This is a genomic window from Rhodocytophaga rosea, assembly GCF_010119975.1.
Classification (GTDB): domain Bacteria; phylum Bacteroidota; class Bacteroidia; order Cytophagales; family 172606-1; genus Rhodocytophaga; species Rhodocytophaga rosea.
Window position 1 is genome coordinate 2,361,336 of sequence record NZ_CP048222.1, and the last position, 16,645, is coordinate 2,377,980.

Genomic DNA, 16,645 nt, shown 5'->3' on the forward strand with positions numbered 1-16,645 from the left:
CTATGCTTTGCTGTGAGAACCCATATTTTCTGCAAGTGTAGTCAGGGTGAAACTACTTTTGGGTGTATCACATAAACTACATACATAGGCTTCCAGCAAATCCTGAAAATGCACACCAGCACTAATACCAGCCATAGCATCACCATACACCGGATCATACACAGTCAGGCAATTGGGGCATTGGTATACTTCGTGAATGTGTACGAGTGAAGCTGCTTCTTCCGGATGGCTTACAGGCAAAGATTCACCCAACTGGGTATAATATACCTGGCAAAGGTCCATTAATATGGAAGCTACCTGCTGTACAGGAACATTGCTAGCAAATACTTCCCAGGCCTGCGAATGTGTAGTAAAATCAGTTGTATATAAAATATCGTAACCGGCTGCATTTCCTTCCTGCGTGGGTTTAATGATAACCGGCGTAAACACAGCCATCGGTTGGGTTTGTATAGCAAAACTGAGTCCTGCTGTACTTACTTCTTTTTCGTCCAGTTCTCTTACCCAGGTATTCTTTAATTGAATAGCTTCCTGATCCAGGTCTGGCAGTTGCCAGTTTAATTCCAGTGCCGAATGGTGAATATTGATTTGATACCTGCCCAGCATTTTTTCCCACTGGCGTACACTTTCCCCTTTAATATCTGTAATCAGAAAGGTTTTATGCGGTGTTATATTAATTTTACCGATTTTAGTTTGAATACATTGCGCATATAAAGCATCCAGAAATTCGAGTGAATAGGATTGATTCCGGCGATAGATTCCAAGCCAGTATGAATTTCCGGTTCTGTGCATACCTTCTATAATAGGAAAATCAGAATGCGTTAGTTCAATTTCTTCTTCATAAGGTCTTGTTCTACTGGTGAATTGCTGCGATACTGTCAGATATAAACTTTGGATGGAATCCGGCTGCTGCTTTATATATATGGTTTCAATCAGTTTGCTTAGAAGGCCAATATCATCTCCATCTATCAACACCGGCCAGATTTGTCCTTTCCCAAACCTTGATAAATGCACATGCAAGTACCAGTATCGTGGATACGAGGAAGCAATAAAATTCAGCTCGCCGGTAAATAATGGAACCAGGTTTTGCAGGGGATCTACAAGGTTGATTTTGAGTGTTGGCTGATAGGTGAAAGAATCCAGAATATCCAGATAGGCATCGCCCAGCAACCAGGCAGTAGTGGGTAATATTTCCAGTGCTGCAAAAGAAGTAACAATATTTTCTGCAGAATCGCCAACCTGTGCATACGAAATGGCAAGCCTGCGTAGTTCTGCTTCTGCCACATCTAAATAATTCTGAGGTACCTGCAAATACAATTCCTGCCTGGAACCAGGAAAGATAGATTTGCAACCACTTACGCTGGCTACCTGAATGATTTTTCTCAGTTCTTCCGGTGAAATAATGCCGCCATTGGTGAACAGGCGAAGGTTTATATAATTTTTCATATCAGCTTACCTAACGTTCTTCTTCATTCGACATCCCTTGTTCATTATTCATTAATTTACACTGCTGCCAGTGACTTCTCCAGTATTGCTTTCACCTCTGGTTTGCAACTGCCACAGCCCATGCCGGCTCCGGTAGATTTACAAACATCTGTTAACTGGGCACATCCTTCCTGAACCGCTTTCTGAATATTACCTTCTCCCACATTATTGCAGGAGCAAATCAGTTTTCCTACCACGCCTCCTCCGCCTGGTTTGCCAGAGCGAAGCAATTGCAGCCGTTTCTCTGAAAGCTCGGTTTGATTGGCAATTAGCTCCTTGAATTCAATAAATTCAGATTTATCGCCGAATAGAATAGCACCTACCAGTCTGTCCTGGTGAATGATGCATTTTTTATAGTACCGCTTCGATTTGTCAATAAATATCACTTCCTCATATCCTTTTCCGTTTGCCGGAACCTCCACCATACCGATTGAACATAAATTCAGCCCTTCCATTTTCAGAATATTCATGGATAAAGAGCCTTTATAATAGCTTAGCCAGTCGCCGTTGAGATATTTACATATCACATCAGCCTGTTCTTCAGCAGCGGCAGTAATTCCATACATAGCACCCTGGAACTCCGCTATCTCACCCATCGCAAAAATACTGGAATCACTGGTTTGCATGTATTCATTTACGATAATACCTCTGTTGGTTTGTAATCCGGCTTGTCTGGCAAGATCCATATTGGGAGTGGTGCCAATGGCAAATACAAGGGCATCACAATCAATGGTGCGTCCGCTGGCAAGTCTTACACCTTGTATTCGGTCTTTACCGGTAAGGTATTTTATCTGGTCGTTGTAATAAATATCCACACCTCTGTCAGTCATTTCTTCATGGAGCAGATCGCTAGCTACATTGTCCAGTTGACGGTTCATGAGCTGGGAAACCCGCTGAATAAGGGTTACATTTCTGGATAGCTCCCGTAAAGAGGCGGCCAGTTCCAGTCCCAGCAAACCTCCTCCTACAATTACTACATGGCTTCCTATATCTGTATATGCTTTGAGTAAATCGGCATCCTGACGGGTACGCATCGTAAAAACACCATCCATATCGGTATTTAAATTCTTGGGTAAGGCGGCACTACTCCCGGTTGCCAGCAAGAGCAGGTCATAGGTGTGTGTATTGTCTTCGGTATCCAAAACTGTTTTCTTTTCGCGGTCGACAGATTGTACAGATATGCCGTTATGCAAATGCACATTCAGTTTTTCGTGTTCTTCCCGGCGAAGTTTAATGAGTTTTTCCCATGGCATTAGGCCGCTAATATAATCTGGCAGCATTACCCGGTTATAAAAAGGAATTACTTCCCGGCTGAACACATGAATCTCATCCTGTCCGTTTAATTCCCGGTACGCACTTACAAACCTGGAAGCCGCTGCACCGGCACCAATCACAATAATTTTTTGCTTAGGCTTAATATACTTCTCTACTTGTACTGTCGCAAACTTAAAATCCGGCTCTTTCGATATGGGATCGATTAAAGTTGTGGTCAGATTATTAGTCCGTCCGGTAGACTGGTTTAATATTTTTCCCCAGTGCATCGGCAAAAAAACCACTCCTTTTTTCACGGTATCTGTAATTTTTGCATTGACCTGGACATTACCAAAGGAATTATGAATAGTCACAGGCGCACCTTCTGAAATATTTCTGGCTTTTGCATCTGCCGGATGAATCTCCAGAAATGGACGGTCTATGTGTTGCCTGAGTTTATTTACCTTACCAGTTTTGGTCATGGTATGCCACTGGTCACGGATGCGGCCGGTGGTTAATATTAAGGGATAATCCTCTGTAGGAGGCTCAGATAAGTTTTCGTCGGGAACTGTATGAATGGTAGCCCGTTTGGTAGTGGTGTAAAACTGGTGATCGGTAAATAACCTGGGTGTACCCGGAGAATCGGCAGTAGGCACCGGCCACTGAAACGTACCTTCTGCCTGTAGCCTGGCATGACTTAATCCGCTTACATCAATCCGGGTACCTTTGGTAAGCCCGGCATGCTCGGCATAAATCTCAGAAATATCAGAATAGGTAAAACTATCGCCAAAGCCCATTTTCTGGGCAAAGCGGCACAAAATCTCTACATCTGGCAAGGCTTCCCCTGGCGGATCAATGATTTTATTCAAATAACTAATGCGGCGTTCAGAATTGGTCATGGTGCCGGTTTTTTCAGCCCAGGCAGCAGCCGGTAATACCAGATCGGCGTATTTCACTGTATCTGCATTGGCAGAAATATCCTGTACCACTACAAATCTGGCATTTTGCAAGGCTTCTTCTACTACTTTTGAGTTAGGCAAACTCACCATGGGATTGGTGCAAACGATCCATACGGCTTTCATTTTTCCAGTCCGTAGCGCTTCAAACATTTCTGTAGCTGTATATCCTGGTTTTTCCGGAACGGAAGGTACGCCCCAGTAATCAGCCACCTCCTGTCGGTGTTGTGGATTTTTCAGATCCCGGTGAGCGGCCAGCATGGTACTTAATCCACCTACTTCTCTCCCACCCATCGCATTCGGTTGGCCGGTCAGCGAAAAAGGCCCGGAACCTGGTTTCCCGATTTTTCCGGTGATCAGAGATAAGTTGATGAGTCCAAAATTTTTGTTCACCCCAATCACACTCTGGTTCAGGCCCATCGCCCACATCGAAATAAACCCCTGTGAACGGCCAATGTATTCCACAGCCCAGTAAATATCATCTGCTTTTACCCCGCAAATTTTGGCCGCTTCTTTAATGGTCCGCTGCATTACTTTTTCACGGTAGCTGTTAAATCCCTCCGTATGATTCTGAATAAATTCTTTGTCGATTTTATCCCGTTCAATGAGCCCCCGGCCAATGGCATTGTATAAGACAATATCTGTTCCAGGGTTGATCTGAAAATGCAGGTCGGCAAGAGAAGTGGTCTGGGTTTTACGGGGATCTACCACAATAATTTTCACATCGGGATTTTTGGCTTTATGTGCTTCCAGGCGACGGAAAATAATGGGATGGCACCAGGCTGGATTTGCTCCGGTGATCAGAAAACAATCCGCCAGTTCAATATCGTCATAACTTACCGGCACAGAATCTTCGCCCAGGGCCATTTTATACGCTACTACAGCCGAACTCATGCACAAACGGGAATTGGTATCAATGTTATTGCTGCCAATAAAGCCTTTCATGAGTTTGTTAGCAATATAATATTCTTCTGTCAGGCACTGGCCGGATACATAGAAACCGACAGAATCTGGTCCGTATTTGTGAATTAAAGTTTTAAAAACAGCAGCTGCTCTGTCCAGGGCTGTATCCCAGCTTACCCGTTGCAAAGGACTATTGCGGTTCCAGCGCATTTCTGGATATAATAGCCGGTCGGAAGTATCCAGAGCGGTATAGTGCAGGTTCATGCCTTTGGAACACAACATACCCTGGCTGCCTGGATGCTCCGGATCACCTTCTACTTTCAGACCACCTTTGTAATCCTTGTGTACGAGCATGCCACAACCCACCCCACAGTAGGAGCAGGTCGTTTTATAGGTTTGTTGTTTGATTAATGACATAGCTATCGTTTCTGCTGAAAAGTAATTCTACAATGACTATTGAACCGGTGGCTATACTATCTCCACTTTAGGCGCTTTATAAAAGTCTGTGGCATCTATTTCTACCTTATCCATGAGCAGGCTCAGTAAGCGGTCGCGGATAATTTTGTACTCAGGCATATTCACAATATCTTTTTTGTTCCTGGGTCTGGGCAGGTGTACCTCTTCAATTTCCCGGATCATAGCAGCAGGGCCATCAGTCATTACTACAATTCTATCTGACAGGAAGATTGCTTCTTCAATATCATGTGTTACCATTACAATGGTTTTGCTGCGGTTATCCAGGTTCCAGAGTTTTAATAACTCGATGTGCATCGAGCCTTTGGTGAGGGCATCCAAGGCACCGAAAGGTTCATCGAGTAATAATACATCGGGGTTAATGGCAAAGGCTCTGGCAATGGCTACTCTTTGTTTCATGCCGCCGGAAATTTGTTTGGGCAGTTTCTCCCGGTGTGACGATAAGCCTACCATCCGAATGTACTTCTCTACAATTTCCTTTTTTTCGACTCTGGAGGTATTTTTCAAAGCGGCATCTACAGCTTCAAATATGTTTTCATACACTGATAGCCAGGGAAGTAAAGAATAGTTCTGGAATACAATACCTCTGTCCGGACCAGGACCTTTTACGGTTTTGCCCTGAATAGTAACTTCACCTCTCGTTGGTGTTACCATGCCGCCAATGGCATTCATGATGGTAGATTTACCACAGCCAGAATGCCCAATAATGGAAACAATTTCTCCTTTCTGAATATCCAGGTTAATATTTTTAACGGCAACAAATCTGCCTTTGGGGGTGGAGAAGGCAATCTCCATATCTTTTATTTCTACGTAACTCATAGTTTTAATCATTAGTTGATTAGCCAATAGTCAATTTTCAATTCTACTACTGACTAACTTGCATATGAAAATCTTTTTTCCAGAAGGGTAAATAATCTGTCGAGCATCAAACCGACCAGGCCAATGATGAGAATGGCAGAAATTACTTTTTCCAGGCTCAAGGCATTCCAGCTATCCCACACAAAGAACCCGATCCCTAAACCCCCAGATAACATTTCCCCCGCCACAATCACCAGCCAGGCTACACTAATACTCAGGCGAAGACCGGTAATAATATGAGGAAGACTGTAGGGAATCAGAATTTTAGTAATGTAGCGGCGGGTAGAAAATCCAAACGCTTTGGCTACATTTTTATGATCTTCGGGAATAGAACCCACGCCAAAAGCGGTGTTAATTAACGTTGACCAGAGTGAGGTAATGAAAATGATGAAGATGGTAGCAGTACTGGCAGACTGAAATACAGCAAGTCCAATAGGAAACCAGGCCAAGGGAGATACAGGCTTTAAAATTTGTACAATGGGATAAAACAGTTTCTTACAGAATGGATTTGCTCCCATTACAATACCTACCGGAATCGCTACCAGTGAACCCAGGCCAAAACCCAGGAATACTTTCCCCAGTGAACTAATTAATTGTAAAGCAATGCCTTTGTCATTCGGCCCATAGTCATAAAATGGGTCTTTGAGCATTTCCCACAATACAGTAAGCGTAGCATAAGGCCCAGGCAAAGCATCAGTGGTCAGTTTGCTGATTATGTACCACAAAATGATAAGGATACCAAATCCTCCCAGGGTAAAGGCAGAAGATTTTCCGAAAGCAGTTAGCTTTTTAACCAGGGTTTTATCCCAGATTTTAGGGCTAATCTTCGCTGATTCCAGTTCTATATCAGAGGCTATTGTTTGACTTTTCATGACTATTAGGGTAATGATTATAGTTGATCGGGTTTCGAACACTGAACAAGGAATGAAGAATGTTGAAATAGAAACTTCTTAATTCTAAATTCCTTGTTCGACATTCATTATTGTTACTTTTTGGCCAAACCACCATCGGGGTTATTTGGATCAAAGGTGGTTTTATCCAGAGTAAGGGTGAAAGGCTGCATATCATCTTCCGGAATAGCAATTCCCATTTCTTTAGCTACTTCTGCATACACATCCTGCAAAATGAGTTTGTCGGCCACTTCTTTATAATTCGGAGCCTGTTTCAAATATTCGAAGCGTACATATTGATTCATGTACCAGATGCCATGCGATTTACGTGGATAATTGACCAAGCCTTTGTTGTGGTAGAGCATATAGTCATCTGTGTAGGTATGGGTGCCATAATCGCAACCCAAATCGTAGTTTCCCATCAGACGGGCTTCAATTTCTTTCTCAGGCGCATTTACATAAGAAGGCTTACCAATGATTTCAGCTGCTTCAGCCCGGTTTTTCATATCATCTAGCCATATAGATGCTTCCAGTACAGCTTTCATTACTTTCTTCATATCTTCCCGGCGGCCGCTGCTGAAGTCTTTATTTACCACCAGGGCTTTTTCCGGATGATTTTTCCAGATGTCCTGGGTGGAAAGGTGGGTAAATCCAATGCCTTGTTTCACGGCTACCTGGTTCCAGGGTTCGCCTACACAAAAACCATCCATATTGCCTACTTTCATATTGGCTACCATTTGTGGCGGAGGAATGGTGATGATTTTTACTTTGCTTTGATCTACACCAGAAGCTGCCAGCCAGTAGCGCAGCCAGATATCGTGCGTACCACCAGGGAAAGTCATGGCGAAGGTGGGTTCTTTTTTGGTTTTCATTTTTTCTACCGCAGCAGCTACGCCATCGTTTTTTTGAAAATCCACCTCTCCACAAAAGTCTTTAGATAGGGTAATTGCCTGCCCGTTATTATTGAGGATCATGGCAATATGCATTTCTGAGCCAGCTTTTCCACCCACGCCGGTATACACAGAGAAAGGCATTCCGAACAAGCAGTGGGCACCATCCAGTTCGCCGGTTAAAATCTTATCACGGACATTTGCCCAGGATGCTTCTTTAGAAATTTCTACATCTAAACCGTATTTTTTGAAATACCCTTTTTCATGAGCAATTACCAGTGGCGCACAATCGGTAAGTGGAATAATTCCAAGGGTGATTTTTTTGGAAGTAGTGGCTGTTGTTTCTTCTGCTGAAGAGGTATCATTATTGGTAGCCGAACTATTGCTACAGGAAGTAGAAATATGCAAAAACAGCGCTATAAATAGCAGTGTAAATAGTGTTTGTATAGAAAAATATCTTGGTTTCATATCTTTGGTTTAAGGGAATAGGAAATGTGTAACAGATACAAGCGTACCCGAACTACTTATTGAGAAAATCTGGTTTTATGTTGATCATCAGGTATGCCCAGTTAGCCTGTAAATCGGCATTGGCTACATTTTTTACACCAGAGGAAGCAAGTGTTGGCGTAGCGAAGAAATTGGAATAACCTCCCTCTATCGTAATGATCTTGGTCAGGTTATAGGTAGCGATTAGGTCCAGTTCAGTACCAAAATTCCGGTCGAGTTCTATGCCATCGCCACTGAGTACTTTGTTGGAAGCGGTAAACTGATGAGCATCTACAGAGATTAATAATTTAGCACTGGCTTTATAACGGCCTCGGAGGTAATAATCTACCAGGCCATTTTTCCCGAATCCGTCGGCTACGTAGAAATAATCCATGCCTCCCCAGAATTTATGTGGCGTTCCGTACAGCGGGTCAAACTGGCGGTTGGTAGTTCCTGTACTTGTGGCATTGTTACCAGAGGTATAGTCAATACCAGGACCAATATTCAGCTTTTTGCTAACCGGATATAGTGTATACGCCGAGAGCAAATAAGCATTTAGTTTATTTCCATCCTTGTCTTTCCCTGTCTGATAATAAGCGCTGGCCGTCAGACTTAATTTCTTAAACACATTGGTAGAAATATATGCGCCGGTTGTTAAGCGGCTCCACACCCCTCTGTCGTATACTTTACTGGTTTCTTCTAGGTGATATTTATTAAAATCATCTTTCAGGAAGAGAAAAGAAGCATTGCCTGTAGGAAATTTACGACCCAGGTATACAAACTGCATGGATTTGTATAATGTCCCGATGCCATTGGTGCCAGCTGTATAACCGGTAGGCGTTCCATTATAAACACTGCCTGCTTTTAATTCCCGGTTCTGATTAAATGCAACACCCAGATGCGCCATCCAGCCGTGATCTTCCAGCTTGAGTAAAGCCATATCATGCCGCCTTGCCTGTTGCAACCAATCCAGGTTTCCGAGCAGCCGTACATCATCATATACCAGTTCCTGACGGCCAATTTTTAGGGAAAGATTCTCAATAGAAGCGCTTGTGTCCAGCAGCATAATTTCGCCCCAGGCTTCATGAATCATGAGTCCATCGTTGGCATCCAGAGTATTCCGGTTGATAGAAGAGGCATCCTGTCCCCATACCCGTACATCCTGAACAGCAGTAAATAATTTGAAACGGTGCCCGGTATATCCGAAATTGAGCCGGGTGCGCTGGGAAGTAAAAAAAGCCGGAACCGCTCCTTTACCTGATAAAGTTCCTTGTCCGTCCCGCAGCTCAGACCGGGTGCGAAGTTGTCCTGTCAGCGAAAACTGTGCTTGTGCCGTATTACAATACAGTAACAGGAATACTAGCCCACTGAGCAGTTGGCTATGTAACTTTTTTTGCATAGATTTGTACAGTTTTAAGTTAGCGATAATTTAAAATGATCAATCAAACATTGGCCCTGAAGGATTGGCAGATCTTTTCAGGGTTTTTTCTTTATAAATCAGTTAGATCTTTTCACACTAGACTCGCCTGCTAACACTGGTTGCAATACAGGTTCGGCTGTTTCTGAAGAAGAAGAGTTGAAGGAAGGTATCATGGCAAGCAAGGAGATAAAAGCTACTACAGCCACTGCTATACCTATAATAAACAAGCTTTCCCGGTAGGATATATTTTCTGCTTTGAACAAAAATCCGGCAAGCACAGCCCCTACATTTCCGCCGGCTCCTACAATTCCAGAAACCGCTCCCAGGGCTTTTTTATTGATAAAAGGCACGACTGCATACGTAGCCCCATTCGACATTTTCACAAACAAGGCAAAACCAAGCATACTGGCAATAGCCAGAGGCAGGTAGGTCATAGTAGAGAACAGCATAATACCTAACCCTTCCAGCAACAGGAATACACCGAGTATGATTACCCGTCCTTTAAAACCGGATTTTTTGCTGATCTTATCGCTGAACATCCCTCCCAGCGCCCTGGCAAACAGGTTCATAAACCCAAACAAACCTGCAATAATTCCGGCTTCTTTAATGCCTAAGTTGAAGTTATCTATGAAGTATAAAGCGGCTATATTATCAATAGTGATTTCTATGCCAAAACAGGCTCCATATACCAGAAACAATACCCACACCCGATGATCGCGGCAAGCCCGCAGGAAACTTCCTGCAGCATCTCCAGCTTTGGCTTTATAGGCAGGGTCTGTTTTGCGCAGGTCTGAGATATTGCCTTCTGGGGTATCTTGTGTGCCGAAATAATAAACAAAAGCCATTACTAATAGAGCTACCCCCGGAATCACCATACTTATCCGCCAGGCTTCGGAACTGGTATAGCCTGCCGCTACAAAACCGGCAAAAATAAGCGGCATTACCATTTGTGTGACTCCTCCGCCCAGGTTTCCCCATCCGGCAGTAGTGGCATTTGCCGTACCAACTATATTAGGGGCAAACATCACCGAAGTGTGGTATTGCGTAATCACAAAAGAAGCGCCGATTACGCCAATTGCCAGCCGGAACAATAAGAAGCTTTCATAGCTGTTGCTGAATCCAATACACATCACCGGAATAGCACCAAATAGCAGCATCATCGTATACGTAATCCGGGGACCAAACTTGTCGCAGAGCCAGCCGACCAGCAAACGGGCAAAAATGGTAATGGCCACAGAGGCAATTACAATGTTTCCGATCTGTGATTTGGTCAGGTGAAGTTCTTCCCGTATGACTGCCATCAGCGGGGCAATACCAAACCACCCGAAGAAGCAGATAAAAAAAGTGAGCCAGGTGATGTGGAAAGCCCGCATACTGGGTGTAGAGAGATTAAAAATGTCGATACGTTGCGCTTTTTTAACAGGAATTTTATTCATAAGGCAAACAAGGTTTAAGGTATTATAAACAGTATCAGTTAGTGGATATAAAAGTATAATCAGGAAATTATTATATATTTTATGTACAGAGTTTTTAAATAATTATACCATTAAATTTTAACCCTATTTTTGAGTAATTATACCTAAGTTTGAAATAAGTACCTAAAATTTTAACCTGTTTTTTTATTTTATATATCATTTTCTTAAAAAGACGTTATAAAATATAGGTATATTTATAATTTATAATATTTTATTTTATCAGTCTGAAACTAATAAATAGATAATTTTATCTTAGCGCCATGAATAGTATATATTCGTTACAGGAAAACCCCCTGGTACAAGGAATCAAAGTGATCGGAATCGGGAAACATGGCAGCAAACCCTTGCCACTGCCTTTGCTGGAAGAAATCTTAGGCTACCTGCAAACGGATGCAGCCATTCCTATTCAGAAAGGAGCTTTTTTTGGGGCGCTACTGGCAAAAGGTCCTACAGATGAAGAAAAAAGGCTGCTGTATCAGGTAATCGGTGAGGAAAACCATACCCTGGAAAGCCTATATGATCAGCTTTGTCAGGATTCGCCTCCGGAAATGAAGCCTGTCGGGGTAAAACTGCTCAGTGCAACAACCCTGACTGTGGCAGAAGCGCAACAACTGGGGAGGTATCTTTTTTCAGAAGAACCTGGGGAAACCTTCCGGGGAATGGCTGTAAGTATGCTGCGTATCCGGTATGAATCGGATGAAGAATATGAAGGTTTATACAAAGCAATTCTTTCCACCTATACACCAGGATTTCAGGAAACTTTTGCAGGCGCTAAAACCATCATCCAGTTAGCAGAGCCATTCGATGGGGTAGAACACTCTTACATGATTACCCCTTTGCTTGCTCAGGCATTTCAAAAAATGGGATATCAGGTAATTGTAAGCACTGGCCGTTCTTCTGGTCCGAAATTAACCTTAAATGCATTAGATATTTACCAAGGGCTAGGTGGCAACTTTATTCAGGACAACGAATCTTTGGCAGAGACAACTCCCGAATATGGCAGGATATTAGACCAGGCCGCCCTTTCTCCGGCTCTGGCTCAATGGGTAGACCGCCGGAGGCTCATTTTGAAAAGGCCATTTCTGGCTACTTTAGAAAAAGTGTTAAACCCTTGTGGCGCAAAGATTCTGATCACGTCTGTGTTTCATATCACCTACATGGAAAAAATGATAGACCTGGCAGCAATGGCTGGTTTTTCGGGTGTAATCGTACTGAAACGTGGATTGGAAGGCACCCTTGCTCCTTCGATTGCCAAAGCCAGTGGCATTTTATGTGCCGTATGCCAGCCAGATGGCACTTTTATCACCCAGACCTTTGATGCGACGAATGAAAGCTTCAGTTCTTTCCGGGCAGAAACAGATGAAGTCGTGGAGAATCTCTCTGCAGAAGATAATATTGCACTCATTGAGAAGTTTACCGAAAAAGGTTTTACCGGTAATGGTGATTTCGATCTGCGGGTAAATCTGGCGATTGCTTTGTACCAGAAAGGATTGGAATGGATTGATAAGCAAATCAATAACCCTACTTCATTATAAATACATCTGATCTTCCCCCGTTAAAAAGTACTAAAAGTTAAGCTAATCCTTAATTTACCAACAAAACAAATAACAGGGATGGCTAATAGAAAAACATATCCAAAAGAGTTTAAAGAACAGGCTGTTAGGCTATTGCAAAAAAATGGCAATAAAAGTCAAGTTGCCAGAGAATTAGGTGTCACTTCTGGTATGCTCGCTCGTTGGGAGCAGCAAGCAATGCAGGATGGCGAAAAAGCTTTTCCCGGCAAGGGGAAGCCCCAAGATGAAGAACTGTATCAATTAAAGAAAGAAGTCTCTCGTTTAAAAGAGGAGAATGAAATTTTAAAAAAGGCAATGGGTATCTTCATCAAGCGCCCTCAGTAAGATACCTGTTTATCCACCAACATAGAGGGCAGTTTTCACTTTTGGCATTATTGAGAACGATGCAGGTATCCAAAAGTGGTTATTACACTTGGCGAAAGCAGAAAGAATGCGAGAAAACAAAAGAAAATAAGCAGTTACTTAAAGAGATCCATAAGATACATCAAGCAAGTAAGCAAACCTATGGCAGTCCCCGGATTCACGCTCATTTAAAAGCAAATGGATTCAAGTATGGAGAAAAAAGAATAGCTCGGCTAATGCGTTTGAATGGAATAAAGCCAAAATGGAAAAAGAAATTTAAGATTACTACCGATTCCAGACATTCGCTTCCGGTGGCTAATAATAAATTAAATCAGGACTTTAAAGTAACAGTTCCGAATCAGAAATGGACTGCTGATATTACCTATGTGTGGACTAAAGAGGGATGGCTATATTTAGCTGTTGTACTGGATTTATTTTCCAGACGTATAGTAGGATGGTCTATGCAAGCAAATTTAAGCAGAAAATTAGTAATAGGAGCATTACAAATGGCTACTCAAACACGTCATCCTCCTGATGGATTACTTCATCATTCAGATAGAGGATCTCAATATGCTAGCCAAGATTATCAGCAATTACTTGACCGAGCAGGTATGGTTTGTAGTATGAGCCGGAAAGGGAATTGTTATGATAATGCCCCTACAGAAAGCTTTTTTGCCACGCTAAAAAGAGAATTGATACATCATCGGCGTTATCAAAGCCGGATAGAAGCAAAAGAAGATATTTTTCAATATATAGAGGTATGGTACAACCGAAAACGAAGGCATTCCTCCTTAGGTTATTTAAGTCCTGAGGAGTACGAGAAAGTAAACCAATCATTGAAAATTGCTGCTTAACTAAAAGTTCGTAATAAGGGGGGAAACCCAGCCTACTATTGCCTCATTTCCCCTCCGTTACCTTTCGAATTACCCGCAGCCAGTTTAAGCCCAGGATCTTTTTGATTCGCCCATCGCTGTACCCTAACTTTTGCATCGCTATAGTTATCTGTGGAAAATCGCTGATGTCTTTTATTTCGCGGGGCAGTTCAGGACCGCCATCTAAATCAGAACCTATCGCCATATGATCCTCCCCAACTAATTTTACCCCATAGTCGATCACTCTAGCCAGCTGATCTACATGCATCCAATACTGATCAGGGATGGTGCCCCTGAAACTTAAGGGGACTTCTCTGGCCACTTGCTTATCTATCTCTTCAATTGTCTTTGCATTAGTTTGCCCAACCGTGGTTGGTTTAGTCTCTCTGGAGGTTTTCTGCTCCGACTGCCACTTGAAGTATTTAGGATTGTTGAACAGGCTTCCAAAGTGAATACCAATCACCCCTCCCTTTGAGGCAACTGCTTTTGCCGCCTGGTCAGTGATACAGCGGGGATGTGGTACAATACCATAAAAACCGCCATGGCTGTATATGACAGGATGAGTACTTGCCTCAACCGTTTGCAGGATGGCTTCATTGGAGGCATGGGCAACGTTAATAACCATGCCCAGACGATTCATTTGGGTGATGATCTTTTTTCCCAGATCGTTAATGCCTCCCCAGCGGCTGACATCATTGCAGGAATCAATAAAAGCATTGGTTGTGTTATGGGCCGTAAGCTGCATGGACCGTAGACCTAAGCGATGTAATGCCTTCAGCAGGTGTATATCTCCATCCAGGTCATAGCCCCCTTCCAAATCCAGGAAAGCCGCCATCTTGCCTTTCTTGTTGATCCGCTCTATGTCTGAGGCGTTAAGTGCCAGCTCAATCATCGACTCATTCTTGTTGATCTGATCTAAGGCAAGGTTTATCACCCGGAAGGTGTTTTTTACCTCGAACCTTCCCGGATAATAGTGTTCAGGGGTATAGACAGAGAAAAACATCGCATCTAGCCCGCCTTCTTTGGCCCTTGGCAGATCCACATTTCCGTCCGCATACCGCTGGCCGATATCGGTTCCCATTAGCAGCTCGCGTGTCATGACATGGGTATGGCCGTCCATCACAAAAGCCTCTTGATGCAAGTGGGGCATTGGATCATTCTGCCGGGATAAATATGTGCCCTCAACAGGAGATGACAAGGATTCTAATGGAGGAATACTTCCCGCTAGTGGCAACAACGTTAGGCGCCTAATAACCTCTCTGCGTTTCATTGTTATCTAAGTTTAATAGTTCTTTCCTTACTTTTTAATGACATTGCAATCACATTATCTGCATTTTTACTTGTATGTTCAACTTCACTTTAGTGAGTAAGCTATTCGGAAAAACCCCTGATATAAGGGCGGCTCGGTGGCCGCTCGCCCTGGCTGAATTGTGCGCCTCTTGCTGAGCGGTAGGTCATATTCAAATACGGGGTTTCGATGCGTCGACCAACGGCAGCGTATCGGTTATGATCCCAGTTTGATTCCATATAGTGATTGGTAATACCGGTTGACAGCAGTAGCCGCTCGGCAGGGAATGGTTCCTTTTGAGTCACCATCATTTCTGTGATCCAGTGCGGCTGGGCATTAGAAGCGTGGTACTGGTCGAATGGGCCTGGCCAATCCAGCATCGAGATAATGGTCGCCTCCTGTTGCCCTTCCATCTCGCCTGCGTAGGTCCAGCCTACATCCTTGCCAGAAATGACAGCCCCTTTCGTTCCATCATTATACTCTACGATGCACACATTTGCCCCTTCATTCTGCTGAAAATGTCCCGACTTCAGGTTAAAACGTATGGCCACCGAATCAATCAGCTTTGCCGCCCAGGGGTTCGCTTCCACCCACTTCCATGTGTCTTTCCCCCGGATGGACTGTACCGACCTGACACCTGTCTCCCCGCCCTTGCGACGCTCTACAAAGGCCTGAAGCACGTCGATACAATGGAAGATGGCTCCTTCGTCTGTTGCTCCTCCAAACACGATTGAATGCTTTATGGGTGTATCAATTTCAAGTTCAATTTCGGGTTTGCGGAAGTAGATCGGTATGGAGGAGCCACCAGTTAAGGGAAAGTTCAACTCACGGGATTTGTCAAACATCCACTTGGCCTCATCCCAATTGTATGAAAGATGTTTGTCGTTAAAGACCGGCACTGAACGCTTGCTCTGCTCGAAAACCCGGATCACCTGATTGTAGATCCACCAGCGAGGCAAGAGCCAGTGCCCCTTCATATCAGTTGCATATTCTCCATGTTCTCCTACAATGACCACCCCATCCACTAAAAGTTCCTTCCCACTCAGGGTGAGCGCTTCTCCTACTGTCTTACAGATAGGAATGTTTTTGGATTTGCATATTTTTTGACCCAGTGTACTTTCCTGCAGCTGATGGATGTAGACCGACACCACCTCTACTCTTGAAGGTGTATGGGCACCCTGCCACCAATACCCGTCTAGCAGTTTGGTGATGATCCAGTCGGCATGGGACCTGGTTGCTCCCCAATAAGTGACTAGACAGGCGATACGAGGCCGTTTTTGAGCAGTCTGCGCAAAGGCACCAGTTGTGATACCAGTCATAGCCGCTAAACCTGCCATACCAGTTATTCCCAGCATTTGGCGCCGGGTAAAAAGGGGGCTCGACTTTATGGTTTGAGTGGGCAGGGATGAATTTGTCGCCTTGGCTTTAATTTGATTTTGTTTCCTGGCCATAGGAGTATAAGAATTTAGTGAGAAGGAATAGAG

General features: G+C 43.7%; 11 protein-coding genes. 2 read left to right on the forward strand and 9 right to left on the reverse strand.

All coding sequences use genetic code 11. The features are described 5' to 3' along the window. The 7 genes from GXP67_RS09870 to GXP67_RS09900 all read right to left on the reverse strand — a co-directional run bounded on the left by GXP67_RS09870 (nucleotide 1) and on the right by GXP67_RS09900 (nucleotide 11,046). A complete protein-coding gene (locus tag GXP67_RS09870) occupies nucleotides 1-1,443 on the reverse strand; it encodes a rubredoxin domain-containing protein (RefSeq protein ID WP_162442983.1) in 1,443 nt (480 codons plus the stop codon). A 56-nt stretch (nucleotides 1,444-1,499) separates the two neighbouring features. Next, on the reverse strand, nucleotides 1,500-5,009 hold the full coding sequence (locus GXP67_RS09875; RefSeq protein ID WP_162442984.1) for a nitrate reductase: 3,510 nt from the start codon (nucleotides 5,007-5,009) through the stop codon (nucleotides 1,500-1,502). Nucleotides 5,010-5,060: 51 nt separating this feature from the next. Next, nucleotides 5,061-5,885: an ABC transporter ATP-binding protein gene (locus tag GXP67_RS09880; protein ID WP_162442985.1), complete on the reverse strand. Its 825-nt coding sequence runs from the start codon at nucleotides 5,883-5,885 to the stop codon at nucleotides 5,061-5,063. Nucleotides 5,886-5,938: 53 nt separating this feature from the next. Then, the gene (gene ntrB, locus GXP67_RS09885) at nucleotides 5,939-6,796 is read right to left on the reverse strand and encodes a nitrate ABC transporter permease (protein WP_162442986.1); all 858 of its coding nucleotides are present in this window, start codon (nucleotides 6,794-6,796) and stop codon (nucleotides 5,939-5,941) included. Between the two features lie 113 nt (nucleotides 6,797-6,909). Further along, a complete protein-coding gene (locus GXP67_RS09890; RefSeq protein ID WP_162442987.1) occupies nucleotides 6,910-8,172 on the reverse strand; it encodes a CmpA/NrtA family ABC transporter substrate-binding protein in 1,263 nt (420 codons plus the stop codon). A gap of 52 nt (nucleotides 8,173-8,224) precedes the next feature. Beyond that, the gene (locus tag GXP67_RS09895) at nucleotides 8,225-9,589 is read right to left on the reverse strand and encodes an alginate export family protein (protein ID WP_162442988.1); all 1,365 of its coding nucleotides are present in this window, start codon (nucleotides 9,587-9,589) and stop codon (nucleotides 8,225-8,227) included. A gap of 98 nt (nucleotides 9,590-9,687) precedes the next feature. Next, nucleotides 9,688-11,046: a NarK family nitrate/nitrite MFS transporter gene (locus GXP67_RS09900; RefSeq protein WP_197901669.1), complete on the reverse strand. Its 1,359-nt coding sequence runs from the start codon at nucleotides 11,044-11,046 to the stop codon at nucleotides 9,688-9,690. Nucleotides 11,047-11,345: 299 nt separating this feature from the next. Here GXP67_RS09900 and GXP67_RS09905 point away from each other — a divergent pair, with 299 nt between their 5' ends. Together GXP67_RS09905 and GXP67_RS09910 are read left to right on the forward strand one after the other, a co-directional pair. After that, entirely contained in the window at nucleotides 11,346-12,620 is a 1,275-nt protein-coding gene (locus GXP67_RS09905) for an anthranilate phosphoribosyltransferase (RefSeq protein ID WP_162442989.1), read from the forward strand. 78 nt (nucleotides 12,621-12,698) lie between these two features. Next, a protein-coding gene (locus tag GXP67_RS09910) for an IS3 family transposase (RefSeq protein ID WP_162442990.1) occupies nucleotides 12,699-13,855 on the forward strand; the annotation gives its coding sequence in 2 pieces (ribosomal slippage) (nucleotides 12,699-12,951 and nucleotides 12,951-13,855; 1,158 coding nt in all). 43 nt (nucleotides 13,856-13,898) lie between these two features. Here the strand turns inward: GXP67_RS09910 and GXP67_RS09915 are convergent. Together GXP67_RS09915 and GXP67_RS09920 are read right to left on the reverse strand one after the other, a co-directional pair. Beyond that, nucleotides 13,899-15,143, reverse strand: a complete 1,245-nt coding sequence (locus tag GXP67_RS09915) for a dipeptidase (protein WP_162442991.1) — start codon at nucleotides 15,141-15,143, stop codon at nucleotides 13,899-13,901. Nucleotides 15,144-15,244: 101 nt separating this feature from the next. Further along, nucleotides 15,245-16,612: a hypothetical protein gene (locus GXP67_RS09920; RefSeq protein ID WP_162442992.1), complete on the reverse strand. Its 1,368-nt coding sequence runs from the start codon at nucleotides 16,610-16,612 to the stop codon at nucleotides 15,245-15,247. Nucleotides 16,613-16,645: the final 33 nt, after the last annotated feature.